This window comes from Mucilaginibacter rubeus, assembly GCF_014643835.1.
GTDB classification, from domain to species: domain Bacteria; phylum Bacteroidota; class Bacteroidia; order Sphingobacteriales; family Sphingobacteriaceae; genus Mucilaginibacter; species Mucilaginibacter rubeus.
Map to the genome: position 1 here is coordinate 350164 of NZ_BMKD01000004.1, position 26696 is coordinate 376859.

20 protein-coding genes and 1 tRNA gene are annotated in these 26696 nt (G+C 42.8%); 7 read left to right on the forward strand and 14 right to left on the reverse strand.

Translation table 11 applies throughout. From position 1 onward, the window contains the following. Positions 1–103 precede the first annotated feature (103 nt). On the forward strand, positions 104–1102 hold the full coding sequence (locus tag IEX80_RS15480) for an ABC transporter ATP-binding protein (RefSeq protein WP_090529111.1): 999 nt from the start codon (positions 104–106) through the stop codon (positions 1100–1102). A gap of 391 nt (positions 1103–1493) precedes the next feature. Here IEX80_RS15480 and IEX80_RS15485 read toward each other — a convergent pair whose 3' ends face one another. Then, entirely contained in the window at positions 1494–1805 is a 312-nt protein-coding gene (locus tag IEX80_RS15485; protein WP_188833399.1) for a hypothetical protein, read from the reverse strand. Positions 1806–2041: 236 nt separating this feature from the next. Here IEX80_RS15485 and IEX80_RS15490 point away from each other — a divergent pair, with 236 nt between their 5' ends. Beyond that, complete coding sequence (locus tag IEX80_RS15490) at positions 2042–3157, forward strand: sensor histidine kinase (RefSeq protein ID WP_112657849.1); 1116 nt, start codon at positions 2042–2044, stop codon at positions 3155–3157. After that, positions 3154–3888: a LytR/AlgR family response regulator transcription factor gene (locus IEX80_RS15495; RefSeq protein WP_090529123.1), complete on the forward strand. Its 735-nt coding sequence runs from the start codon at positions 3154–3156 to the stop codon at positions 3886–3888. Before IEX80_RS15490 ends, IEX80_RS15495 begins: the two co-directional genes overlap by 4 nt. 20 nt (positions 3889–3908) lie before the next feature. Here the strand turns inward: IEX80_RS15495 and IEX80_RS15500 are convergent, their stop codons facing one another. The 10 genes from IEX80_RS15500 to IEX80_RS15545 form a co-directional block, all read right to left on the reverse strand. Beyond that, a complete protein-coding gene (locus tag IEX80_RS15500) occupies positions 3909–4226 on the reverse strand; it encodes a hypothetical protein (RefSeq protein WP_176627947.1) in 318 nt (105 codons plus the stop codon). Positions 4227–4444: 218 nt separating this feature from the next. Continuing rightward, on the reverse strand, positions 4445–6436 hold the full coding sequence (locus tag IEX80_RS15505; RefSeq protein WP_188833400.1) for a M1 family metallopeptidase: 1992 nt from the start codon (positions 6434–6436) through the stop codon (positions 4445–4447). Positions 6437–6658: 222 nt separating this feature from the next. Next, positions 6659–7186, reverse strand: coding sequence for a transposase (locus IEX80_RS15510; protein WP_188833401.1), 528 nt, complete (start codon positions 7184–7186; stop codon positions 6659–6661). Positions 7187–7436: 250 nt separating this feature from the next. Further along, positions 7437–7787, reverse strand: coding sequence for a Spx/MgsR family RNA polymerase-binding regulatory protein (locus IEX80_RS15515; RefSeq protein ID WP_188833402.1), 351 nt, complete (start codon positions 7785–7787; stop codon positions 7437–7439). A gap of 133 nt (positions 7788–7920) precedes the next feature. Beyond that, positions 7921–10392, reverse strand: coding sequence for a TonB-dependent receptor (locus tag IEX80_RS15520; RefSeq protein ID WP_188833403.1), 2472 nt, complete (start codon positions 10390–10392; stop codon positions 7921–7923). A gap of 115 nt (positions 10393–10507) precedes the next feature. Continuing rightward, positions 10508–12964: a TonB-dependent receptor gene (locus tag IEX80_RS15525; RefSeq protein ID WP_090529148.1), complete on the reverse strand. Its 2457-nt coding sequence runs from the start codon at positions 12962–12964 to the stop codon at positions 10508–10510. A gap of 104 nt (positions 12965–13068) precedes the next feature. Further along, positions 13069–13629: an aminoacyl-tRNA hydrolase gene (gene pth / locus IEX80_RS15530; protein ID WP_090529151.1), complete on the reverse strand. Its 561-nt coding sequence runs from the start codon at positions 13627–13629 to the stop codon at positions 13069–13071. Between the two features lie 285 nt (positions 13630–13914). Beyond that, complete coding sequence (locus IEX80_RS15535; RefSeq protein WP_090529154.1) at positions 13915–14499, reverse strand: 50S ribosomal protein L25/general stress protein Ctc; 585 nt, start codon at positions 14497–14499, stop codon at positions 13915–13917. A gap of 122 nt (positions 14500–14621) precedes the next feature. After that, positions 14622–15566, reverse strand: coding sequence for a ribose-phosphate pyrophosphokinase (locus IEX80_RS15540; RefSeq protein WP_091166935.1), 945 nt, complete (start codon positions 15564–15566; stop codon positions 14622–14624). Between the two features lie 154 nt (positions 15567–15720). Beyond that, positions 15721–15791: transfer RNA gene (locus IEX80_RS15545), tRNA-Gln, on the reverse strand. A 214-nt stretch (positions 15792–16005) separates the two neighbouring features. Between IEX80_RS15545 and IEX80_RS15550 the strand changes: the two genes are divergently transcribed. Further along, a complete protein-coding gene (locus IEX80_RS15550; RefSeq protein ID WP_090529160.1) occupies positions 16006–19143 on the forward strand; it encodes a glycosyltransferase family 117 protein in 3138 nt (1045 codons plus the stop codon). Between the two features lie 309 nt (positions 19144–19452). Here the strand turns inward: IEX80_RS15550 and IEX80_RS15555 are convergent, their stop codons facing one another. Further along, entirely contained in the window at positions 19453–20547 is a 1095-nt protein-coding gene (locus IEX80_RS15555; protein ID WP_090529163.1) for a hypothetical protein, read from the reverse strand. A 152-nt stretch (positions 20548–20699) separates the two neighbouring features. Between IEX80_RS15555 and IEX80_RS15560 the strand changes: the two genes are divergently transcribed. The 3 genes from IEX80_RS15560 (at position 20700) to IEX80_RS15570 (ending at position 23314) form a co-directional block, all read left to right on the forward strand. Continuing rightward, on the forward strand, positions 20700–21383 hold the full coding sequence (locus IEX80_RS15560; protein WP_090529166.1) for a response regulator transcription factor: 684 nt from the start codon (positions 20700–20702) through the stop codon (positions 21381–21383). Further along, the gene (locus IEX80_RS15565; protein WP_188833404.1) at positions 21380–22747 is read left to right on the forward strand and encodes a HAMP domain-containing sensor histidine kinase; all 1368 of its coding nucleotides are present in this window, start codon (positions 21380–21382) and stop codon (positions 22745–22747) included. Before IEX80_RS15560 ends, IEX80_RS15565 begins: the two co-directional genes overlap by 4 nt. Before the next feature lie 198 nt (positions 22748–22945). Next, positions 22946–23314, forward strand: a complete 369-nt coding sequence (locus IEX80_RS15570; RefSeq protein ID WP_176627935.1) for a hypothetical protein — start codon at positions 22946–22948, stop codon at positions 23312–23314. A gap of 16 nt (positions 23315–23330) precedes the next feature. On the opposite strand, the gene IEX80_RS15575 is transcribed toward IEX80_RS15570, so the two are convergent. Then, a complete protein-coding gene (locus tag IEX80_RS15575) occupies positions 23331–24431 on the reverse strand; it encodes an acyltransferase family protein (protein ID WP_090529177.1) in 1101 nt (366 codons plus the stop codon). A 134-nt stretch (positions 24432–24565) separates the two neighbouring features. After that, positions 24566–26650 carry a beta-galactosidase gene (locus IEX80_RS15580; protein WP_229701647.1) on the reverse strand — a complete coding sequence of 695 codons (2085 nt, stop codon included), beginning with the start codon at positions 26648–26650 and terminating at the stop codon, positions 24566–24568. Positions 26651–26696 lie beyond the last annotated feature (46 nt).

Below are 26696 nucleotides of genomic sequence, written 5' to 3' on the forward strand. Positions count from 1 at the left end.
TCTTCAAGCGAACTCTCATCTCCAAAATGATCAGTGTAATCCCAAAAAAGAAATCAACGCAATCAGCGTAATCATAACCATCAACGGTTTATCTTTGCCCCTGATGTCAGAGATTCCTTTTTTGCAGGCAGTTGCCATAAGTAAAATATACCCGGGAAAACAGCAGGCCGGTGTAAAAAAAACCGGGCTCATTATTGAGCCGGGCAAAATCACCGCCATTATTGGCGAAAGTGGCAGCGGTAAAAGTACTTTACTACGCTTGTTATATGGATTGCTCTCACCCGATGAAGGCACCGTTTACTTTAAAGGCGAACGCATTTGGGGGCCCGAAGAAAAGCTGATTCCCGGTCATGATGCCATGAAAATGGTAACCCAGCATACCGATGATCTTAACCTATTTGCCAAAGTTTGGGATAATGTGGCGGCTATGCTGCCGGCAACAGATCTCAAAGCCAAACAGGAGAAAACTGAAAGGGTGCTCAAACAGCTCAATATGTTCAACATGGCTGATAAGCGGGTGGCCGACCTGAGCGGTGGCGAAAAGCAACGCGTAGCCATTGCCCGCGCCATCGTTACCCATCCCCAGGTATTATTGCTCGATGAACCTTTTAACCAGGTTGATACTTCGTTCAGGGAAGGCCTGCAGCATGATATCAGGCAGATAGTTAAAGAAACCGGATTAACGGTGATCATGGTATCCCATGACCCGGCCGAAGTACTATCGATGGCAGATGAGCTCATTGTTATAAACAAAGGAGAAATTGTTGAGCATGGCAATCCCAAGGCACTGTACAAACACCCGAAATTTCTTTACACCGCCCAGTTGCTCACCAATTGCAACGTACTAACCGCTCATGAAGCCCGGTTTTGCGGCATTGACATAACCAAAGAATATGCGGTTGTTTATCCCGAGCAGATCAAAATTAAATTAATAGCAGCTACCAGGAGCTGGATTGTTAAGCAGGTGCTATTTAAAGGTTTTTATGAGGATCTGATCCTTGAGCATGAAGATATCATCTTGCGGGTTTTGAGTGAAGAAACCGGGAAATATGCCGAGGGAGATTTGGTAGCAGTACGGGTTGAGAAGTATTTGGAGTATTAATCCTACGATTAGGCTTACAAGGCAAGCAAGATATTTAGTTGTAGTTAACTGATATCGGCCCGCTCATTCGCCGCGGGTTGGCTTTGTTCTTTTTCTTGATAAAAAGAACCAAAAATCAAGTCAGCAGATAGGCTTCTTTGCGCTCAAGGCCTTTGCCCTGCAAACCGGGCATAACCACGGGCTGCAATTATTTTGCCCTGCTTCGCTCGCTCGTTGTCCCCGCTTCTGCAAAAACTTGCTATGCCCCAACAGCAGCACAGGCCGGCATTGTTCTGCCCGCTTTCGTCCGAAGCTTACCCGCTGACGGGAAGGAAAAGAATTTTCTTAAAAATAAACCGGCGCCATACCTCGCGTTGACCACCGGTTTTTAAACGTATATTTAAAAAATATCTTAATGCCTTAAATCAAGGCTCAGCATTACCAGGTTTTTACTTTCAACATAGGAGGTGCGCTCATTCAACCTGTCAAGGACCTGATCAAGCGCCAGGCGGGTCTTTTTCTTTTTAATGTTGAGTTTGCTGTAAACTGTTTCTTCGTATATCAGCTTATTGTTATCGTTATAAAACTTAATGGTTTGCATGCGGGGCAAATTAATATTGTGTTCAACTACCCAAAAACCGCGTACGTTTGTTATTTTATTTTGAGCCTGCACCGCAGCTGCTGCAAATGCCAGTATACAAACTGTGATAATCAACTTTTTCATGGTGTTATTTTTAATATAAACTAAAATTAAGGGCTCGTAAAATGGCTTGAAAATAGCATAGGCACACAACCCGCCAGTTACGATTAACCGCATTTTAATACGACAAATAAACATCCAACCTGAAAAACGTACCGAAGCAGCCTTACTCCAGGTAGTTCGTCATCAAATGATTGCAGTTTGTCGCACTTTTATCCTAAAAGCCGTCCAATTAAACTGTTTTACAGTAAATTAGCTATATGAATACCGGCTTCGATCTCCTGCTCAATAATATAAAGCTGCCGCGCTTTTGGCAGCACGTGATATTTTGGGTAATTGTATCGTTTTTCATCACGACGCTTTATTCGTTCCAGACCAATTTTTGGGTATCCTTACGCAATAACCTTTTGTACATGCCCATACAAATAGCTTATTACTATGCCATTGCTTACTGGCTGGTGCCCAAATACGTTTTTGAAAAACGATATGTGATGTTTTTCATGATGCTGATACCGCTTGTTTTTGCATGTATGTTTATCAGCCGTACCATCGGAATCCTTTTTGTTGCGCCTTACCTGATCAGGGTGATGCACGTAACAGATGCCGGTTATATCGCCTCCACCCAACGTCCGTTTTTTGAGCAATTAACAGATGGGCAAAGCCTGGTAAATTCATTTAAAGGGACTAACCTGTTTACCGGATTTGTATTGGCTATTAAACTTTTTAAAATGTGGTATGAGCGCAAGCAGGCGGCATTAGAAGCCGAACTCAACGCGTTGAAAGCCCAGGTACATCCGCATTTTTTATTTAATACACTTAATAACCTTTATTCGTTAAGTCTTAATAATTCGCCCAAATCGCCGCAGGCTATAATTGGCCTGTCGGATCTGCTGCGCTATATGCTCTATGAATGCTCAGATAACGAAGTACTTTTGGAGAAGGAAGTATTTATGATGCAGCAATATGTAAAGCTCGAAAAACTACGCTATGAAGAACGCATCGACATTAACTTTACCATTACCGGTAATTTGAAAGATAAAACTATAGCCCCGCTGCTCATTTTACCTTTTATCGAAAATGCCTTTAAACATGGCACCAGCGAGCAGGTAGGCGCTACCTGGATCAATATTGATATCAGCGTTACACTAAACCACTTCAAGTTAAAAGTAGCCAACAGCAAACCCGAACATCCTGTTGAAGAAGGCTATACGCCGGGGCATATCGGGCTAAAGAATGTGACCAAAAGGCTCAACCTGCTGTACCCTCATACCTCGCGGCTGAAAATCGTGAACGAAGAAGATACCTTTTTTGTGGCACTTGACCTCGACCTGAAAATCATAAAACAATCTGCTGCACAACAAATGGTAACCGCATGAAAATCCGCACACTTATAGTCGACGATGAACCACATGCCATTGAGGTATTGAAAAACTACCTTGCGCGCTTCAGCGAGATGGAGGTTACCGCCACCTGTAATGACGGCATTGAAGCGTTTCGCCTGCTGCAACAAAAACCTATCGATCTGATGTTCCTGGATATTCAGATGCCGGGAATAAAAGGTACCGACCTGCTGAAAAGCCTCAAGAACCCACCTAAAGTAATTTTCACCACCGCCTACAGCGAATACGCCCTTGATGGTTTTGAGCTCAACGCGGTTGATTACCTTTTAAAGCCTATCTCTTTTGAGCGTTTCCTGCGGGCGGTCGACAAGATTTATCAGCTAAACGAGCATAAGGGCAAACTCCTGATTACCCATGAAGAGCCTGTAAGTGATACCCATACGTTCATTTATCTTAAAGTAGACCGCAAAACAATTAAGGTTAATATCAATGATATTTTATGGATAGAAAGCCTGCGCGATTATGTTAAAGTAGTGGCCGTAAATAACCACGTCCACATTACCAGGCAAAAGATCAGCCTGCTCGAAGAAATGCTTCCTGAGAACAGGTTTGTACGCATCCACCGGTCGTTTATAGTTGCGTTGAACAAAATAGATTCTTTTTATGCCTATAGCATGGATGTTGCCGGACATGAACTGCCTATCGGTCGCAACTATAAGCAGGACGTTCAGAAAAAGTTGAAGAGTGAGCGGTTACAGATGGGATAGAAATAAGCTCATCCATACTTTTAATTAACCGGCTTGAAGCCTGCAAACATATCACCTGCCTCCTTCAAAGTATTCAACGGCACATAATCACAAACTTCTGCATATTCGCCCCACATTTGCTGCACTGCTTTATTATGATGAGCACTTACAATAGCTTCAGCACTCAGCCATTCAAAAACTTCTATGATAGTGCCGTCAGCAGCTTCCATAATGATGGATTCACGATCGGTTACCAACCTCTCTTGCTTAAGGCGTGGCAGATGCGTTTTCATTAACTGTTTTAGTGCTTCCTGTTTGCCCGGTTTAGGTTTATAAGCAACAATTACAATCTGTCCCATGGGTTTCAGTTTATTAATATGCAATTTACAAAAAACTGCATAGGCTATATGACTAAAAAACAAGTTTAAAACTGGTCGTTCCCGGGTATGGTGTTTAGCATTGTAAGCAGGGGCACTTATCGCTATTGGAGACCAGGCAAGGGACGCTTAATGCAAAAACGGCAACAAGATATCTTGTCGCCGTTCACCGATCTCCCCTTCAGGAGAGATTTATAAGATTATTTTTTCCAAACGTTATTTTCGGGATTGTAATCCGGTAATACTTTATCAGGATCGTAAGTAACCGATTCAATTTCTTCGGTTGATGGATATTTAAATGTCCATGATGCATAACGCTCCCAAATTTCAACCGGCAGTTTTACGCGGTCAACTTTACCACCTTTGGTTTTAACTTCCAGGATAACCGGCATTGCCATTTTACCCAGGTTATCTAAAGTGATCAGCGAGCCTTTAGTTGGATCGTTGTCGACATATTTCACATCGCTTACAGCAACATCCAAACGCCAGTCGTTCAGGAACCAGCCTCTCCAAAACCATTGCAGGTTTTCGCCGCTTGCATTTTCCATCGTGCGGAAAAAGTCGTCGGGAGTTGGGTGTTTAAATGCCCAGCGGTTGATGTAGGTTTTAAATGCGAAATCAAAACGTTCAGGGCCTAAGATCTGCTCGCGTAGCAATACTAAACCGGCACTTGGTTTTGAGTAAAGCAGGGTACCTGTATTTCTTTCTTTCAGGTTGGCCGGCTGGCTCATAACAGGCTCAAGGTCGGGCCTGGTAAAGAAAGCGCCGATAGTGTGCATATCCGGCACGCGGGTATTTTTGTATTCGCCGTTATTAAAGTTAGCGGTAGAAAGTGTATTGATGAACGTATTAAAGCCCTCGTCCATCCAGCCGTACATGCGCTCGTTTGAGCCTACGATCATCGGGAACCAGGTGTGACCAAACTCGTGATCGTTAACTCCCCAAAGGCTTGCTTTTTTCGCTTTAGCTCCGCAGAAAACAATACCGGGGTATTCCATACCACCTACTATCCCGGCAACAGCAGTAGCGGCAGGGTAAGGGTACTCAAACCATTTTGATGAGTTATACTCGATAGATTTTTTAACATACTCGGTTGAACGGCCCCATGCATCGTTGCCATCGCTTTCAACAGGGTAAGCTGATATTGCAGTTGATTTTTTACCGCTTGGCAGGTCCATTTTAGCTGCATCGACAATAAAGGCTGCAGATGAAGCCCATGAAGCATCGCGGGCATTCTTGATTTTAAAGTGCCAGGTTAACTGGGTTTTACCGGCAGGGCGCGATTTTGGATCGGTAACTTCAGCAGCCGAACGGATAATTACTGTGCTTTCGCTTTTTTCGGCAGCTGCCCAACGTTTCAATTGCTCAGGGGTATATACTTCCTGCGAGTTTAATAATTCGCCGGATGCTACTACGATATGGTTTGCCGGAGCAGTGATGCTCAGGTCAAAATCACCATATTCCAGGTAAAACTCGCCCGGACCGCTGTACGGCAGGGTGTTCCAGCCCATTACGTCGTCATACACACATACACGCGGGTACCATTGTGCAATAGTATAAACTTTACCATTTTTGGTTTGCAGGTAGCCCATACGGTCTGATCCATAGTTTGGCGACACAAATGAGTATTCAATTTTCAATTTAGCCTGACCGCCATTGGCAGCAATTTCCTTCGGAAGGAAAACCTGCATCCTGGTATCGGTGATCAGGAATTTAACGTCAACGTATTCTCCTTTCAAACTGGCAACTTTTACCGATTTAATTTTATAACCAGCATCAAATGCTTCACCGCGGCCCCAGTTACGGCTACCCGCAGGCGGAACGATAGCTGTGCCTCTTGAATCGAGCTTAAACAGGTTCTGATCAAGCTGCATCCACATAAAGCCCAATGTTTGCGGACTGTTATTGGTATACGTTAAAACTTCCGAACCGGTAATTTCATTGGTTTGATCGTTCAGCTTTGCCGCCAATTGGTAGTCGGCACGGTTTTGCCAGTATTTATATCCCGGCTCACCGCTTGCCGCGCGGAACTCAGTACCATTCTTAGTGTAAAACCCGGGACCGAAAGTTTCGTGATAATCGTAAACAGAACCGGCGGGGAGTGTGGTGGTAGGCGCTGGCTGCTGGGCATAACTCACCCCTGCGGCCAACATAAAGGCAAGGCTGCAACCTGCCATCAGTTTTAGTTTCATGTTCAGTCAAATAAATTGCGTAAAGGAACAAGTATACTACAAATTAGGCAGATGCAAAAGGTTGGTAAAACGATTGTTACCGATTTATTAAGGAATTGATTTCGTGCTTAGAGGCTGCTTATCAAGTGAATTGGTTATTGTTGGTGACAACACCGACAATTGCTAAAAAATTAGGGACGCGTTAGATACTACGCCGTTGTTGGTGTTGTCACCAACAACTATTCACCCTGCATGATGTGTAACTAAACCGAACTCGTCTATCCCTGTTTCATAAAACCTGGCCGACGAATATTTATATTCTTCAGGATGTTGAGCCAGCTTCCATTTATCTTGTAAAGGATTATTATGTATGTAATCCAATTTTTGCATAAAAACTTTTGGAGACCACAAATCAATACTCAAAGAGTTGCGTTCCCAAAACTGATATTTCCTATCTTTTGCATTAACTATGAATTGGGTTAATCTATCATCATCGCTATCCAATAATTTGAACTTCATTTGCTGAGCAGTAAATTTCAAGAAACGCATTTGAACCAAATCACGTGTATGTCCGTCTTGTATCTGCCATATCAAATGAATATGATTAGGCATTATCACGAAACCATAAACAACTATACTTCCTTCATTTTTTAAAAACAGCAGACTCCTTATAATTATATCCTTATAAATATCTTCTGTTAGCAATTGCTTCCATTCTAAAATTGTTGCAGTGAAAAATTGTGGATGATAGTCAAAATTAATTTCAGCCATATATGCTAAAATAAGGAAAACTTGCTCACTTCCACTTGGTGTTGTCGCCAGTAAAGTTGTTGGTGACAACACCAACAACGGCGCAATATTCAGTCATTGGGAAAACTATTACTAAAATCGCTTGTGCTTAATACTTACAGCAGAAGATAATACATGGCACAGAGTTGTTGGTGACAACACCAACAACGGCAAGGTTTGAAAGCCAACTAAACTTACGAAGCTTTTTCCCTTCGTAAGTTCCAAGCTATCTTTACTTCCCAAAAAAATGATCGGCATAAACCTTTTCATCAAAGCCGAAGAAAAGGAAGCCGTTATCTTCAATAACCGGGCGTTTGATCATGCTGGTTTTTTGCTGTAATAATTGCAGTGCGTCGGCATTGGTTTTGATGCTTTCTTTAACTGTCGGGTCAAGCTGTTTCCAGGTGAGGCCCTGTTTATTCAAAAATTTCTCATAGCCCGCTTTGGTGTCCCATTCCTGCAGCTTTTCGGTACTTACACCCAGCTTTTTAAAATCCTGAAAATCGTAAGCTACTTTATTTTCTTTAAGCCAGTCGAGGGCTTTTTTTACTGTATTGCAATTGGTAATTCCATAAACTTTCATGGGGGTAAATTTACGGATTTCGATATATCATGAGCAGGCACTATTTTCAGCTCGCCTGTTGTTATGTAATATGGTGATAAAAAACAAAAAGAGGCGCCATTACGCGCCTCTCCTAACAAATATCTATCAGCAATTAACCATTGCCGCCGCCATTGCTTTTTCCTCCGCCTTTGGTATCATCGTTATTAATGCCACGCTGGTTCTTTTTGATATCGCCATTCAATTTACCAAACTTAAAGTTTAATCTCACGGCAAAATTCCTGTAGCGGTTATGGTATAATGATTCCTGGTCAAAATCAACTGTATGTGTGGTCGATCTGAATGTACGGTATCTACTGTATGGGTTGTTGGCTACCGCTGATATGGTTAGCTTTTTGTTCAGGAACTCTTTAGATAGTACGTAGGAGTTAAAAATAAAATTGCTCGATTTACCTTGTAAGGTAACATCACCGCTAAAGAAACCGGCATCAAGCCCTAAACGGTAGCCACCATCAAACTTGTAACCAATATTGGCAAAAGCGTTGCCGGTGTAACCATCGTTTTTGTAAAACTGACCATTATAAGTACCTTTTAACCATACATGCGAAATTTGCCCGTTGATGTTAACCGTAAACTTCTTAGTGATAGAATAATTGGTATTAAGGTTTAACCCTAACGAACGGTTACTGCCCAGGTTTTGATAGGTGGTAAAAGTAACCGTGTCGATATGATCGCCCATGTTGTTTTGAATCAGGCTGGTCACATTTTGGATAGCATTATTGGAGAATGCATAGCTCAAACCAACATTGATTGATCCTTTTGAGAAATTACTATAGTTCAACTCAAAAGTATTGTTCAGCTCCGGCTTCAGATCGGGATTACCTGTGCTGATAAATTTGGGGTTCGATTTATCGATAAATGGGTTTAATTGGTAAATGCCTGGCCTTTGAATGCGCTGGGTAAAGCCCAAACTGATGCTGCTGCTTTTCATAGAGCGCTGAACAGAAACCGATGGAATAAAGTTATTATAGCTTTTATCAAGCGGCGTGCCTGTAAACATGGCATTTACCTGCGTATGCTCTAAACGCAAGCCCGCCTTGCCTGTCCATTTATTCATCTTTAACTGATACGAGTTATAAGCACTGTACACATCCTGGTGATAGTCGAACTCGCCGGTTTGCCCTGCATTGACGTTATATACCGAACTGGTTGAATCTTTGTCTTCGCGTCTGTAGTCGCTGAAATTGTTCCGCAGGATCACTTTACCGCCGGCCTCAATACTGATTTTCTTCAATGGATAAGCATAATCTAACTGGAAAGTATGCTCACGGTTACCTGCATTATTATATTGCCTGAAATCGGGCTGAAGTGCATTGTAATAATTAACCCTGTCCGAAAACTGGTTATCTGTGAAATTTTTACTCGGTCCGTAGCTGTATTTGTAGGATAATGTTAGCAATTCATCTTTATGCCCTTTAAACCCTAACTGATAGTTGACAGACGCATCAAGTCCCTGATCATGATTATAGCTATTGCTCAACAGGTTATAGCCTTGGGTCAAATCGCCGGCGGCGTTTGTCTGGGCTGATCGCTGTGATCCGTCCTGATTAAATTCGCCGTGAAAAAATTCAAATGAACCGGTAAGCAGGTTCAAGGTGTCTATCTCATAGCTTAGCTCGGCATTGGCGTAACGATACTTGCCGCCAAATGAGTTACTTCCGGTTTGTAATATCTCTGATTCAGGATTAAAAAATGTTTGTTTTGTAGTTGAGGTATTGGTGTTGCGCTTCTGATTACCAAAACCCGCATACCCCGAAACCCCGAACTTGCCTTGTTTGGCTGTCATGTTCAGGTTATACCCCGGCCCCCAAACACTGTTATAGCGCATGTTGACACTGCCATTATAGCCCTGATCCGCGTTCTTTTTAGTGATGATGTTAATTATACCTGCCAAGCCCTCCGCATCATATTTTGCAGGCGGCGTAGTGATCACCTCAATCTTTTCGATGTTGGTAGCCGGCATTGCTTTTAACACGTCTGATGGGTTTTTAGCCATCAACGCCGATTCTTTTCCGTTGATCAGGATCTTGTATTTGCCGCTGCCTTTTAACTTGATGTTATCATCGCCGTCCACAGCTAAAAGCGGCACTTTACGCATCATATCCAATGCAGATACCGCTTTACTTTCCGGATCGGCGGTAACATCATAACTGAGGCGGTCAACCTCCTGTTTCATTACAGGCTTTACAGCGGTAATGGTTACCTCGTTCAACTGTTTGCTTGAAGGGGCTACCAGGATCCGCCCGGCATCAAACGTTTTACCATCCATTTTTACAGGGAGCACTTTGGTTGCATATCCTACTGAAGCTACTACTAACTGATACGTTTTACCTTCGGGAGCTTTCAACTCAAAGCTGCCGTCATCTTTGGCAAGCGTACTTTTTACCGGAGTTTTGGTAGCAGCATCCTGCAGCGCAACAGTGCCATACCCCAATGGCTTGTTGGTTGCCGAATCGATCACGGTACCTTTAACGGTTATATTTTGAACAGGAACCGGTGCGGCAGCCTGGGCCATAGCCATGCCCGTGACAAAACAGCATAGCACTGTTAGTAGAAATTGTTTCATAATTGCGATTTTGGTCATAAGACGTTTAAGATACCCGGGCGTGACACCAAAAAGTATGCGTTTAACACTTTTTAACGTTTGCCACTGCCAGGTAACGGATTAGTTACTAAAGTTGTTAATTGCGGCTTCCGCTGCTGGTATCATCATTATTAATACCACGTTGATTTTTCTTTATGCTACTGTTAAGCCTGCCGAACTTGTAGCTCAGGCTCACGTTAATGGTGCGGTAAAAGTTGTTGTTAGCTGTATAAGTTTCAAAGCCATCACCTTTGGTATAAAAGTCGAGCTTGTTGAATTTTTTGAAAGGATTGTTAACATTTACTGATAGTGTGGCCTTTTCCTTAAACATGGTTTTGGTACCGCTGATGGAGCTAAAGAAAAAATAATTATCCTTTCCTTGCAGCAATACATAACGGCTGTCATACCCAATGTTTAAACCGGCGCGGTAGCCACCATCAAATTTGTAGCTGGTATAAGTAAAAATGTGTCCCTGGTTACCACTGTTGCTGAAAAGCGAGCCGTTGTAATAGCCCTTCAGCCAAACAAACAGTAATTCGGCATTTATATTCACGTTCAGTTTTTTGGTGATTGGATAATTCACATTCAAATCAAAACCCCAGTTTTTGTTCGAGCCTACGTTAGCGTAAGTTGTAGTAGTAACTCCTGCTGTATCAACCGAGGCTAAATTTTGCACCGTGTTATTGGCAAACGAGTAATTGGTGCTCAGGTTGATGGAGCCTTTGGCAAAATTGCTGTAGCCTAATTCAAAATTATTGGTTACCGCGGCCCTTAGATTAGGATTACCAACGTTACGGTATTGCGGGTTGGATTGGTCGGTATATGGGTTAAGCTGGTAAATACCGGGGCGTTGGATGCGTTGGGTAAAACCAAGTGTGAGACTGCTACTTTTCAGGCTCCGTTGTACCGATACCGAGGGCACAAAATTATCATAGCTTTGGTTAACGGTTGGTTTCCCTACCGCGAAATCGGCGTTAACCGTGGTATGTTCCAACCGCATACCGCCTTTAAAAGCCCATTTGGTTAGCTTAACCGAATAGGAGTTGTACACACCGTAAATATTTTGTTTATAGGTAAAATTATTCACCTGCGCTGTATCGGCGTGATACTCATTATCCACGTCACTTTTTACATCAGTATTAAACTGGCTATAGTTATTACGCAGGGTTGCTTTACCACCGGCCTCAACGGTAAGAATTTTTGAAGGCTGGATATAGTCTAACTGAAAAGCATGCTGCTTTGAACCTGAGTTATTGTATTGCCTGTAATCTTTAGGGACACCTTCGCCGCTAAAGTCATTACCTTTTGTGGCTTCGCTGGTTTGAAGATTGTTATTATAATTGTATTTGTAGGATACGGTAAGGAGCTGCTCCTTGTTTTTTTTAAAGCCTAACTGGTAATTCAGCCCCACATCCGATCCTTTAAATTCGCCTGTGCCATTGTTAAACAAACGGTAAAATTGCGTAACAGCATCGGCGCTATCGCGTTGGGTAGTAACCTGATAATTATGCTGATTGCTTTTGCCATGATAAAAATCAAACATGCCTGTAATCAGGTTCAGGGTATCTACCTCATAACTTAACTCACCGCTGCCATACAGGTTTTTGCCAGTGTTGCCCCTTGTACCTGTTTGACTAAGTGTTGACTGCGGATCGGTTGACTGTGGCTTAAAAAAAGTGGTCATGTTCTCGAACGATGACGTACGCAAGGGCCTGTAGTTATAACCGGCATAGCCGCTAAAACCAAACTTCCCTTGCTTCAAGGTAAGGTTAACATTGCCCCGTTCACCATAAACACTATTGTACCCCGTATTGATACTTACGTTATACCCCTGGTCCGCATTTTTTTTGGTGATGATATTGATGATCCCCGCAAGGCCTTCGGCATCATATTTTGCGGGTGGTGTGGTGATTACTTCTATCTTTTCGATATTGGCAGCGGGCATGGATTTCAGCACATCCGATGGGTTCTTAGCCATCATGGCCGATTCTTTTCCATTGATCAGTATCTTGTAATTATCATTACCCCGTAGCTTAATAGCGTCGTTGCCATCAACAGATAACAAAGGTACTTTCCGGATCATATCCAGCGCGGTGATAGACTTACTTTCCGGGTCGGCGGTTACATCATAGCTTAGGCGGTCGACCTCCTGTTTCATTACCGGCCTAACGGCGGTAACGGTAACTTCTTTCAATTGTTTGCTCGATGCCGAAAGCAGGATCCGGCCTGCATTAAATGTATTATTTGTAAGTTTTACCGGGATAGTTTTGGTGGCGTAACCAATAAAAACAGCAACTAACTGGTAAGTTTTACCTTCGGGTGCTTTTAGTTCAAAACTGCCATCGTCTTTAGCCAGCGTGCTTTTTACCGGCGCTTTGGTGGCGGCATCCTGGAGCGCAACAGTAACATATCCCATAGGTTTGTTATTAGCCGAATCAATGATAATACCTTTTACAGTAATATTAGGAACTGCCGGAGCGACGGGAGCTTTTGTTTGAGCAAATAAGAAGGTAGAAAAGCAACAGCAAAGTACCGTTAGCAGGATTTGTTTCATAAGGTTATTTAGGTTTACAAGACGTAAGTACACACCCGTGTGTTACAACACGAATTACGATTTGAACGGAATTTTAACTAAAATATTAGTTTGTAACGACGTTGTTACTTATTATAACGAGTCATGGTAAGTTCGGTTCCAATAGTTGCAAAACTCTTCACCATCTCTATCGAACGATCGATCAATGCAGGCAGTTCGGGCTGTTCGTCTTTATCAAACGGGCTCAGCACAAAATCAACCTGGCGGCCTTTGGGGTAATTATCACCAATGCCAAAGCGCAAACGGGCGTAGTTATTGTTGCCAAGCACCTCTTCAATATTTTTAAGGCCGTTATGCCCGGCGGCACTGCCTTTGGGTTTTAAGCGTAAGGTACCCAGCGGCAGGGCAAGGTCATCCACGATAACTAAAACATTCCCCACCGGAATTTTCAGGTCTTTCATCCAGTAGCTCAGGGCTTTTCCGCTCAGGTTCATGTAGGTAGTAGGTTTAATGAGGCAAAGCGTACGGCTTTTGAACGATACCTCGGTATAATAAGCTAAGCGTGAGTTTTGAAACCTCGCTCCCTCTTGCCTGGCCAGTTCATCCAACACCATAAAACCTATATTATGCCGTGTATCTGCATACTCCGGACCAATATTTCCTAAACCTACAATTAAATATTTCATGCCCCCTGGCCCCCTAAAGGGGGAATTATGAAGCTATCCAAACCAACAATACAATCGTCATTGCGAGGTACCAAGCAATCGCAAACTGTACAGGGCGGACCTCCTAATCGGGGATTGCTTCGTACCTCGCAATGACGTGATGGTTATCTTTCAGAAATGCTCCGAGTAATTAATTAAATTTTTATGCGAAGATATTGTTTATTGCTCAAACAAAAACAGCGATAGAATTACTCTACCGCTGTTTTTAATTTCACCTCTTGTTCCCCCTTCAGGGGGTTAAGGGGGTTATTTTTTACCTTGAGCTGCTTCCTGCTCTGCCTGACGTAATGCACGTGAGGTAGTTACAGAAACAATGGTATCTTCTTTAGCGTTGGTGATCACTAAGTTATCTAATTTAATATCAGATACTTTTACTGATTTACCAACTTCAAGAGATTCGATGCTTACTTCAATAGCATCAAGATGATCTTTAGGAAGCGCTTTGATACGCAGTTTCCTTAATTTTTGAACCAGCTTACCACCTACTTTAACACCTGGAGAAGTACCGGTTAATTTTACCGGGATCTCGATGGTGATAGGTTTTTTCTCATCTAACAATAAAAAGTCAATGTGAGTGATTTTTTCAGTTAGTGGGTGGAACTGAATGTCCTGGATGATAGCTTGTGATTTAACACCGGCAATTTCAAGATCGATGAAATGAACAACCGGAGTATAAACAACGGCCCTCAAATCAGCTGCGGACACAGAAAAGTGGGTCTGGGTAGCACCACCATAAAGAACTGCAGGCACCTGGCCATTGTAACGCAGCTCTTTCGCGTCTCTTTTCCCTACGTTCTCTCTTAGAGAACCGCTAATAGCAATTGATTTCATTTTTATTTATTTGTTTATTTATTTGTAGTCCATGGTCGATAGTCAATAGACCATAGATTTATTTTTATTCTAACTAATCAACCACAGCCATGGACTATCGACCACTGACTATGGACTTAAAACTAATCCACCTTAAACAAGGTACTAATCGAACCATGTTCGTTTACGTTGCTTATCGCTTTTGCAAACAGTTCGGCGGTTGAAAGCACCCTTATTTTAGGGCTGCTTTGTTTAAGCGGGATTGTATCTGTAACTATCAGTTCGGTTAATGCCGAGTTTTCGATAGTTTCATAAGCTTTACCTGATAATACCGGATGTGTACAAACCGCGCGTACGCTGCGTGCACCACGCTCCATGATCAGTCCGGCTGCTTTTGCCAATGTACCCGCGGTATCGCAAATGTCATCAATCAGTACTATGTCCTGATCGGTAACATCCCCTATCAGCGTCATGGCTTCAATTTCGTTAGCACGTTTACGGCGTTTATCGCAAATTACCACTTCGGCATTAAAGAACTTGGCAAAGCTGCGGGCCCTGTATGAACCGCCCATATCAGGCGATGCAATGGTAAGGTGACCTAAGCCAAGGCTTTTAATATAAGGTACAAAAATGATAGAAGCATCCAGGTGATCAACCGGAACATCAAAAAATCCCTGGATCTGCGCTGCGTGCAAATCCATGGTCATGATGCGGTTAATGCCGGCTGCAACTAACAGGTTGGCTACCAGTTTTGCACCAATGGCAACACGTGGTTTATCTTTCCTGTCCTGGCGCGCCAAACCAAAATAAGGTATAACGGCGTTTACATAATGTGCTGAAGCGCGGCGGGCGGCATCGATCATCATGAGTAACTCCATTAAATTATCGGTAGGCTGATGGGTAGACTGGATCAGGAAAACATCACATCCCCTTACAGATTCATTAAAATGCGGCTGGTATTCGCCATCGCTAAAACGCGATATCACAACTTCGCCTAACTCACGACCATAAGCATCAGCTATAAGATGCGCAAGTTCCTGCGAACCTGATCCTGAAAATAATTTAACCGGGTTAAATTGTAAGGGCATTTTGATTTTGAATTTGGGATGTTCGATTTCGGATTTTACCTGTCCTTCACCGTTGATCTTTTACAAATACAACCGTTATAAAACACAATTCGGATTTCAAGTTTTCCAATCAGAATAAATCCGAAATTGAAAATCCGAAATCCGAATTTTATTGTTGCCCGACCAGGATTCGAACCTAGACAAACGGTACCAAAAACCGTCGTACTACCATTATACTATCAGGCAATCTCCTTTGGTTTGTTTTACTCCCCGAAAAGGAATGCAAATATAGCGCGAATATTTGAAAGTCAAAATAGAATTTTAAAAAAGTTCATTAGCACCTCAAATCCAGTAAAATAAAATTAAAACTGCACTCAAAAGGCCGTTTTTAATGGTAACATCACAATAGTTTTACTATTTTCGGCTGCATTAATCCTGTTTTTTTACATAGTGTTCGATCATGAATTATAAAAAACTCAACAATATATTTGGCTGGATAGCCTTTATTATTGCCACAGTAACTTACATTTTAACCCTTGAGCCATCATCAAGCTTTTGGGATTGCGGCGAATTTATTGCCTGTATTTACCGCTTACAGGTAGCCCACCAGCCCGGCGCGCCCCTGTTTACCATCATTGGCAAGGTATTTACCCTGTTATCTATGGGCGATAATACCAAAGTTGCTTATTGGGCCAATATGGCATCGGCCCTGGCCAGCGGCGCTACCATCATGTTCCTGTTTTGGACCATTACGGCCCTCGCCAAAAAGCTTTTGATTAAAACAGAAGAGCAACTTAATTCAACCAACCTGATCCTCATCATTGGTTCGGGCCTTGTTGGTGCTTTAGCCTATGCATGGTCGGATACCTTTTGGTTTTCGGCCGTCGAATCAGAGGTTTATGCGCAATCATCCCTTTGTACCGCTGTAGTATTTTGGGCGATATTAAAATGGGATGCCCATGCCGATGAACCTCATGCCGACAGGTGGATAGTTTTTATCGCCTATGTAATGGGCCTTTCCATCGGTATTCACTTATTAAACTTACTGGTGATCCCGGCTATCGGTTTGGTGATCTATTTCCGCAGGGTAAAAAATGTTACTACAAAAGGAACGTTGCTTACCTTTTTGGCAAGCGTGGTGGCATTGGCCTTTGTACTTTGGGGAGTGATACAATACACCGTAAAAGGCGCGGCTTTTTCCGACCTGCTTTTTGTAAACACCCTGGGTATGGGTTTTGGCAGCGGGGCAGTAGTGTTTTTTGTACTGCTCATTATTACCATTGTTGCAGGCATTTACTATACTATAAATCCTGTTAAACCTGCTATTATTTTAGCGGCCGTATGCTTTGTACTGATATTAGGCATAAGCGGTGGTATTATAGGTCTTATAGTAAGCGGAGTAGTTTTAGCCTTGTTAGAGTATGTAGTAAAGATCCGCGAAAAACGCTTCGCGCTTAACAGCTTTTTGATCTGCCTGCTTTTTATCCTGTTTGGCTACAGCTCATTTGTAATGATTGTGGTACGTGCAAAAGCTAATCCTAACCTCAACAACAGCGACCCTGAAAATGCCTTCGCCCTAAACAGCTACCTTAACCGCGACCAATACGGCGATACCCCGTTATTATACGGGCAGTTTTTTGATTCGGAAGCTACGGCTCAAACCGAAGGCGCTAATATTTACCGCCGCGGGGCAACCAAATACGAGGTTGCCGGTAAAAAATTGAATACCGTTTATGACCGTAATACCATATTCCCGCGCATGTTTAGCGATAAGCCTGGTCACCCGGAGTTTTACCGTGAGTGGACGGGTCTCGGTGAAAGCGAACACCCAACCTTTGGCTCAAACATCAGTTTTTTTGCCAAATGGCAGATCAACCAAATGTATACCCGCTATTTCCTGTGGAACTTTGCAGGCCGCGCCAATGACCTCGATGGTCAAAGCTTAAATTCAGGCGCCGATGGCGAATGGATAAGCGGATGGAATTTCAGTAAACCCCTGCCCTATTCGGTTACCCAAAGCAAAAGCTATAACCGCCTGTTCTTTTTACCGCTTATCATTGGCTTGTTTGGTGCTGTATTTCATTTTGCGCGCAACCAGCGCGAAGCCGGGGTTGTTGCTATCCTGTTTGTTTGTACCGGTTTAGCCATTGTGCTTTACCTAAACCAGGATCCGCTGCAGCCCCGCGAACGTGACTATGCTTATGCAGGCTCCTTTTATGCCTTTGCCATATGGATAGGTTTGGGCGTGATAGGCATTGCCGATGTGTTAAGCAAAAAGCTGAATGCAAAGGTTAGCGCCATTATCTCTACAGTGGTTTGTTTACTGGCCGCTCCTTTATTAATGGCCAACCAGGAATGGGACGATCATGACCGCTCAACCAAGCTTACCCCGCATGATATGGCTTATAACTATCTTAATTCATGCGCGCCAAATGCCATTTTATTTACTTATGGCGATAATGATACTTACCCGCTCTGGTACATCCAGGAAGTTGAAAACGTACGCCCCGATGTGCGTATCGTAAACCTGAGCCTGCTGGGTACCGACTGGTACATCCGCGGTATGAAAAACAAGATGAACGAATCGGAACCATTGCCGATCAGTATGCCGAATGATAAATTTAAACCGGGCGTACGTGATGTGATCTATTTTAGCGATCAGAAAATTGCGGGGGCTACCGAGCTGAAAGATGTTTTCGATTTCATTACCTCTGATAAAAAAGAAGCCATGGTTGAGTATAACAACGGAGACGTTGCCAATTACCTGCCAACCAATAAATTCAAATTGACAGTTAACCCCGACGAGGTAATTAAAACCGGCACTGTACCAACTGCCGATAAAGATAAAATAGCCCCGGAAATGGACTGGACCTTTAACGGTCGTTACGTTACCAAGGATGTACTGGCGATGATGGATATCCTGAGCCATAACAACTGGAAGCGACCGATTTATTTTTCGGTTACCGTACCTAACAGTAATATGATCGGTTTGGACAAATACATGTACAACGAGGGCTTCGCTTACCGTTTACTGCCGTTAAAACCGGATACTGCTGTCGGACCACTTGAAGCCAGCAACACCGGTAAGATGTACGAAAACATGATGACCAAATACAAATGGGGGAACATGAAAAACGCCAGCTATCTTGATCACGAATCAATGACCATGTTTTACCCACTCATCACCAGGCTTTACTCAACCCTGGCCGATGACCTGGCCAAAGCAGGTAAACCGGATTCGGCCCGTAAAGTGCTTAAGAAGTATGATGAGGTAATGCCAACTACCATTAACTCGTTAGAGATAGCGGTACGAAAGTATTACATGATAGAAAACGCTTACCGCTTAAACGATATTCAGTTAGGCAACAAACTGGCTAACCTGGTTGATGACTATGTAAGCAATCAGCTTGATTACAGCTATGCCCTGATACAAAAAGGTGAAACCAACCTCGAAAACCGCGACCTGCAATATTCAATGCAGATTTTAGGAGGGCTGGTTGAGTTTAGCAAGCAATACAAGCAGCCGCAATTGTTTAATAAGTTCAGCGCACAGCTGAGTGGATTTGAAAAGAAATTTGGGGTGACAGGGAAAAAATAAGTCTCCTTTTCGATATTTGTAAAATGCCCACCGGTGAGGAGGGCATTTTTTTTATCTACACGAGAGCTGGTCGAAGTTTAGCGACAGCGTAACTTCGTCCTAAAACAGCTCAAGCTTTCAGCTTGAGTGTGCCTGTCTAAATAGAATTCAAAGCGAGCATTTTAACCTGAGTCGCGGAAGCAGGATGCTTCCACGATTTTAGGACGAAGTTACGCTGTCGCTAAACTTCGACCAGTGACAGACCCTTGATATTTATAAATGCCCGCCGTTGAGCGGGCATTTTTTGGCAAATTAGGTATTATTATCTACTTAACTTTCTTTGGATTTATTCTTGTTGCTATAATAATTTTTCACATTGTTCAAATAATCTAATAGCCACCGTCGTTGATTTTTATCCATCAACAAAGTTTTCAATAATTGGTAATGCGAATTAATAAAAAGATAATCGTTATCAGCGAGGCAATACGATAGTATTTGGGCTTTATTAAGTTTAGTTTGTTGGTATCGCCCGCTTAAGGTTTTCGAATTATCCCAGTCATATCTGATACTGGTCGAATCATTTATGAATACTGGGCCATAGTTAAAATACACATCGTTATCATCATTGTAAAACTGTCGCCGGAAAACCACTTTCATTGTCAACGGATTAGTTTTTTGAATTTTTGCCTCGAATTTCGAAACATAGAAGCGCCAAAAAGCTTCGGCGTTACAAGTTTCGGGTAAATTTAATATCGGTATTAAATTATCCCCATCATACTTATAAAAGAAATAATTACGCCACCATATACCGGATCCTTCAGCAAATTCAAATCGACGGTAAACGATACTCCCACCATCTGCATCTTTAAAATGTTCTACATTATCAGTATATCTACTATATCCGCTTTGCTTTGCAATAATTTTTTTACCCTTAAAGAAATACAATTTAGAACCGGGGCAGTGCCCTGCATCACCTATTAATATTCCAAATTCGTCAAATCTATTTTTATTAGTATCAAAGGAGAAGTACTCTAAATAAACGTTTCCTTTTTTAACAGAATCCAATAGACCTTTAGCTGTACAAGCAGAATCAATTTTTAGTTCTCCGAATATGTTTTTTGCGTCTTGAGCTTTTATCATTCCAACACGAATGCAACTTTTTAACAACGAAAAATCGGCAGCAGACAATTCTCTGTGCATCGGTTCGGTAAAGGTTTTAAAAACAGAATCTGCATAAAAAGCAGCCGTATCAGCAAGCGGCTGTACCGGCAACCTGCCAACACTATCTAAAAAAGCGATTAGTTGCGACTCGGTATAATTGACCTCTTTATATTCTTTCAGCTTTACTTTCTGCATTTTTTTTACAGTTTTTTTATCAGGTTTCTTAGTCGCATGATTGCAGGCAAACACGACTAAAACAAGCATAAAACAGATTAAATTACTGATGGGTCTGAAAGGATTAGGCATAACCGGGCTTACAATTTAATATCGCTTAATTTAATGATATTCCTGTGGAGTTTAACCAAAACATCATGGTTATTTATTGTTTATACTAAGCGTAATATATATTTGCCACGATGAAGATCCTGTTGATTGAAGATGAAGCTAAACTGGTATCCATTATCCAGCGCGACCTTACTACCGAAGGTCACGAGATAAGTGTTGCCCTTGATGGTACAACCGGACTGGACATGGCCATGAAGATGGATTTTCAACTCATTATACTGGATATCATGTTGCCCGGCATTAACGGCATTGAGGTTTGCCGCCGCTTGCGGCAGGCCAACCAAAACGCAGCCATATTAATGCTTACCGCACTCGGTACTACCGAAAACGTAGTTGTAGGCCTCGACAGCGGTGCCGATGATTACATGGTTAAACCCTTTAGCCTGGCCGAGCTTAACGCCCGCATCCGCACCCTGGCCCGCCGCAATACCAATCTTGTACAGCCGCCAAACGTGATACAAATTGCCGACCTCGTAATTAACGGCGACGAAAAATCAGTTAAACGCGGTGATAAAACCATTGACCTGACAGCTACGGAATATCGCCTGCTGGAGTTTCTGGCTAAAAATAAAAACCACATGCTCAGTCGCATTGAGATATTGGAGCACGTTTGGAACATTGATTTCAATATGAGCACCAACGTGGTTGATGTATACATTAACTACCTGCGCAAAAAGGTGGATAAAGATTTTGAGCCCAAGCTCATCCACACAGTTATTGGCATGGGCTATATTTTAAAAAACAACGCGGCATGAGCATCCAGAAAAAAGTAGCGCTGTTGTTCCTGGTGCTAACAGTATCGGTAATATTGATATTCAGCAGTGCTATCTTTTATTTTGTGCACCAGTTTACCTTCGATGATTTTTATAAACGGCTTGAGACCCGTGTAAACATCTCCTCCCAGATCCATCACCTCAATGATCGCGACAGCCTCGGCATGTACCGGGAAATACGCCAGCGCTATCTGGAACGCCTCATAGCCGAAAAGCAATACATCATTAAACCTGATATTTACACAAAAGGCAAAACAGTTAAAGGCGTTCCGCGCCAACTAATTAATAACATCATCGCCAACGGTAAATCGAGGTTTAAAGCCGACAATGTATTTTACGCCGGCAATATCTTCCACTTTCCGGAGGGGGATGCTATTATTGTGGTTTCGGCAACCAATCCATCTGGCCTTAGTGAGCTGAATGATCTTGAGCAGGTGCTGATAATCAGTTTCCTGATTTCGATATTGATCGTGTATATTATTGGTCGCCGGTTTTCATACCATACCTTTAAACCGGTACGCAGCATCATAAAAAAGGTAAATACCATTACCGCCAGCAACCTGCATTTGCGTTTGGAGGATTACAACGGGAAAGACGAAATAGCCGAGCTTACCCAAACTTTCAACAACATGCTCGACAGGCTGGAAACAGCCTTTGAAACCCAGAACAACTTTATCAGCAACGCCTCGCACGAGTTACGCACCCCCCTGGCCATCATTAAAGGCGAAGCCGAACTTTCCCTTAAAAATCTGGATCAACCAGGGGCCGATCTGCATAAAAACCTCAAAGAGATCCTAACCGGCACACAAAGCCTGCAGGATATAATTACCAGCCTATTGGGGCTGGCACAAAGCGGGTTCGACGGTAAAAAACAAAACTGGGAGCAAATTAGGGCTGATGAGCTGGCGTTTATGGTTAAAGAAGCTGTTGATCATATTATCCCGACAAATAACCTCAGCATTGATTTTTCATCACTGCCTGATGATGTGGATAGCCTGGTTACACAGGGCAACATCAACCTGCTCAAACTGGCCATAAGTAATATTGGCCTTAACGCCTGTAAATATTCCGAAAACAAACCGGTAATTCTTAAGGTATATGCCGAAAATCACAGCGTCATTTTTAGTGTAAAGGACCAGGGGATAGGTATTCCCGAATGTGATGTCCAACACATATTCGAACCATTTTTCCGTGCATCAAATACCGGCAAATATGAGGGGCACGGCGTAGGCCTCCCTCTTGCACTAAACATTGTAAGGTTGCATAAGGGCAATATCGGTATCGTTTCTAAAGAGGGCGAAGGTACCGAGATCAGGGTAATGCTGCCGGTTTATAAAACCAAATAACACGTTTTGCCACGAACGTACCCCTGAGGGTATTGTGTGTTTTATAGGCTTTGCAAAGCGAATTAAGCATGGCGTAGGAGATTTCTTTTTCCCGCCAGCTCTCAACCGTTTGTTTATCATTCAACATTGTATTTATTAACATTAATCCATCACTGGCACAGCTATTGTTTTAATCAACCTGCATCAAAACTAAACACCATGAAAGCATTTAAAATAAAACTGGCCGTTATGCTATTGGGATTAACATTGGGCGCTACAGCGCCTTTGCTGGCGCAATCATCTAAAGATACTTCATCATCAACTACCAAGGCTAATGGGGCAGGCGCCGGGAACGGGTCGAGCCAGGGTGCTCCGGGCACAGCTACCGTATCAGGCACCGGAACGGGGACATTGCAGGACAGTGACAAAGCCAGCGTACCCAGCGGCGATGCCGGCGTAAAGCAAAGTACCGATCAGAAAACGGTAAACCCATCGCAGATAAGCGGTTACTGGATTTTGGGACTATTTAGCCTCATTGGCTTGATCATGCTGATCATATTGCGGAGAAAGAAGCAAGCAAATAACTAAGCATACGCGTTAACGATTATAGCAATTGTTTGCTCTCACGCTTTTTTATGATTCGGTAGCCGATTTTTTGAGCGGGCAACTCAATAAAATAATATAGAAATGAAGCAATGAATATGCAAACCACCAAGACTAATAAAAACCTTGTAGTATAATTTGCTATAGCTTCGGTTCGGCTTTGAACAGTAAAATAATTGAGCAGTTGGAAATGCTTTAGCCAATCTATCACAGCGAAATTGATTAAGTATATGCTGAAACTTATTTTACCTATATACCTTGTGACCTGGTTAACAATTATTTTAAATTCAAATTTGCTTAGGGCAAGGGCCAGCAATAAAAATGCTATTGTGCATAATAGATAATCGGGAATAATGTCTATTTGAGCATTTCGCAGCATCAGAATCAGTGCAGCGAGTAATATGACAGATGGCTTAATCTTTATTTGATAATTATCCTTGATGATAAAATAAAAGATTATACCCAGTGCAAATGCCGGTAATTGTGAGGGAAAGTAAAAGAAGAGGTAATTACTCCATAAAATTTCGTTGTGCATCAATGGATGGCGGTGCAAAATATTATCAAGAATAAAACGAAAAATAAGTGATAAAATAAAAAATACTGCGGCTTGCTGTGTGTTTTTTATTTTATGAAATAAAACGGGAACGAAGAGATAAAAAAGCATTTCAACAGCAACCGACCAGCCGCCCGGCACAGTGCTGTTGAGCCAGGTGGGATTGAAGCCGTGTAAAAAAAGTACGTTGCCAATAATATTTTCAACTGTTATACCAGGAGCATCACCTAACGAATGACGGGGGCCAAAACCATCCTGCCATAAAAAATAAATGATGGCGAGATAGTACATCGGCGCGATTCTGAAAAAGCGACGGATAAAAAAATTACCCGTAAAATGTTGCTCTGTTCCATACTTGGCATTTGCGGAAAGAAAAAGAGTAAACGCACTAATAAAAAAGAATAGCTGAACACCGGCGCTCCCACGCACCAAAATGTTATTGAGCTGGGGTGGTATGTAACTGGCCGAGCCTGCCTGCCAGCTGTGTACCATTATAACTCCTAAAATAGCCCAGCCCCTTAAGGCGTCAATATATCTTAATTTTAGCATGCAGACTTTGTGATAAGCTGTCTTTTTATTACACGATTTTTAGGAGGCTAAAGGTGTAAAAAAGATAGCGCAATATAAAGCAAACCGCTATTAAATAATTTTTTCGTAGATGTTGTCATTTTAGACAACGATAATTAATTAACCTCAATGATCTTAACTGCCCATGGCTCCAGTTTTAAATCGCTGTTTTTGCTGACATTATCGCCTGATAACAACTCTTTGCCATTATTATACGGATAAGTCATATTGGTTTCTTTTGCCGAATAATTAAAATAATAATGAACCGTTTTGCCGCCCTGGTTTACACCTTGTTTGGTGATAACAGGCCAGGCTATCTGCTGATCGGTACCCCAGAGACCAACTTTTTTTACGGCATCGGCCAATAATTTGTCGGTAACGGCGCTGGTGGTTAAGCTGCCTATATATGTTGCCAGGCCCTTGCCGTAAGTGTTTTCGGTAATGGCGGCGTACTTGCCCCAAACCGGGTGATCATAGTAAGCTAATACTTTAGCGGTAGTAGGAGTAATGAGCTCCATCCAGGTATTCAGCTTTTTATCTTCGGGTTTCAGGTTCCAATCATCAGCTTTTAATGATACATTGCTGGGTTCGGTAAACTGGCTGTAGTAAATTCCGCAGGCTTCTTCAATAATTCCCGGCTGATGGGTGGTACGTACTTTCACATTTTCGTCGGCGAAACCGCTTTTGAAGGTATAAATGATATGCCCGCCGTTTTTAACATAGGTGTTTAATCGCTTTAGCAAACTATCCGGTGCCGCGTATAGCAGGGGAACTATCAGCAGTTTATAATCTTCAATATTTTTACTTGTTGGGTCAACAAAATCACAGCCTACGTTCATATGGTACAGGCCATCGTAAAACTGGCGCAATACATCATTATAGCCGGTACGTACGCCCCAGCCAAAGCCAAAAGCCTTGAAACCGGTAAGGGCTTCGTTACTGAACAGGATGGCTACCTCGTTTTTCTTTTTCAGGTTGATGAGTTTGCTGCTTAACCTGTCGAAATCTTTGCCGATGGTTTTGGCTTCGTCATAAACCGGGTTGGGCTCAAAATCATGACTTAACAAACCTTTCCAGTAGGTTTCGGCCGAGTTATGGATAGAGTGCCATGGCCAGTAGCTCACCATATTTGCCCCCGATGCCAAATGACTAAAAGCCTGCAACCTCAGCTGACCGGGATACGGTACCCATTGCGGAAAGCCCTGAGCTTCGGTTTCGATAGTAAGGTAGTTTTTGCCGCCTTTCATTGATCGGGCCACATCGCCTCCAAAAGAGATCTCCACACCGGTAAGCTTATCCTGGCTGGGGTGGTAAATATCAATGCCTGCAATATCCAAAGCTTTGGCCGCTGCAAAATGATCAACATCGGGCTGAATGCCGAACGAATAGCCGTGCCATTCCAGGTCGAAGTTTTGGGTGATGAACTGATCGGGACGTTTGTATTCGCGCACAATGGCGGCCTGCCATGCTAAATAATCAGTAACCAGCTGCCGCTGAAATTTGGCAAACTCGGATGAAAGGCTGCCATTAATGGTATTAACCATCGACGGAAAATCGTCCCAGTTATTGATGCGGTTGCTCCAGTAATCGAGCCCGAAAATATGGTTGATGTTATCAAGTGTTTTATACTTAGCCTTCATGTAGTTAACAAACAGCGCCTGCACGTTTGGTCCGGCCGTGCCGTATGATTTGGTTTCGTTATCCACCTGGTATCCTATTACCGCCTTATTGTCCTTAACGTGTTCCATGATCTTGCGGATAACACGCTCGGCATAAAAACGGTAATCTTTATTGGTGATATCCATGTTTTGCCGTGGCCCGTACTGGTTTTGGCCCGATGGGGTAATAGCTAAGATCTCGGGATGCTTTTTTACCATCCAGGTAGGCACAGCATAGGTTGGCGTACCTATAATAACATGGATCCCTGCTTTTTGCATAGCGTTTAAAACCCTGTCGATATGTGTAAAATCGAAAACGCCATCCTGTGGCTCTTCCGTACTCCAGGTTGATTCGGCAATGCGCACCACGTTAATGCCGCAGGCTTTCATCATTTGCACGTCCTTATCCAGTCGTTCATAAGGCATGTACTCGTCATAATAAGCTACGCCGTAAAGCAGCTTATCCATTTTAGGATATTGCGCGAAAGCAGATGCAATAAAAAGTAATTGCATGACGAAGAACAGCAGGGATTTCTTGTTCATAAAAGCGATATTTAGGATAACTGGCTTGTGCTGATGAAAGTACGAA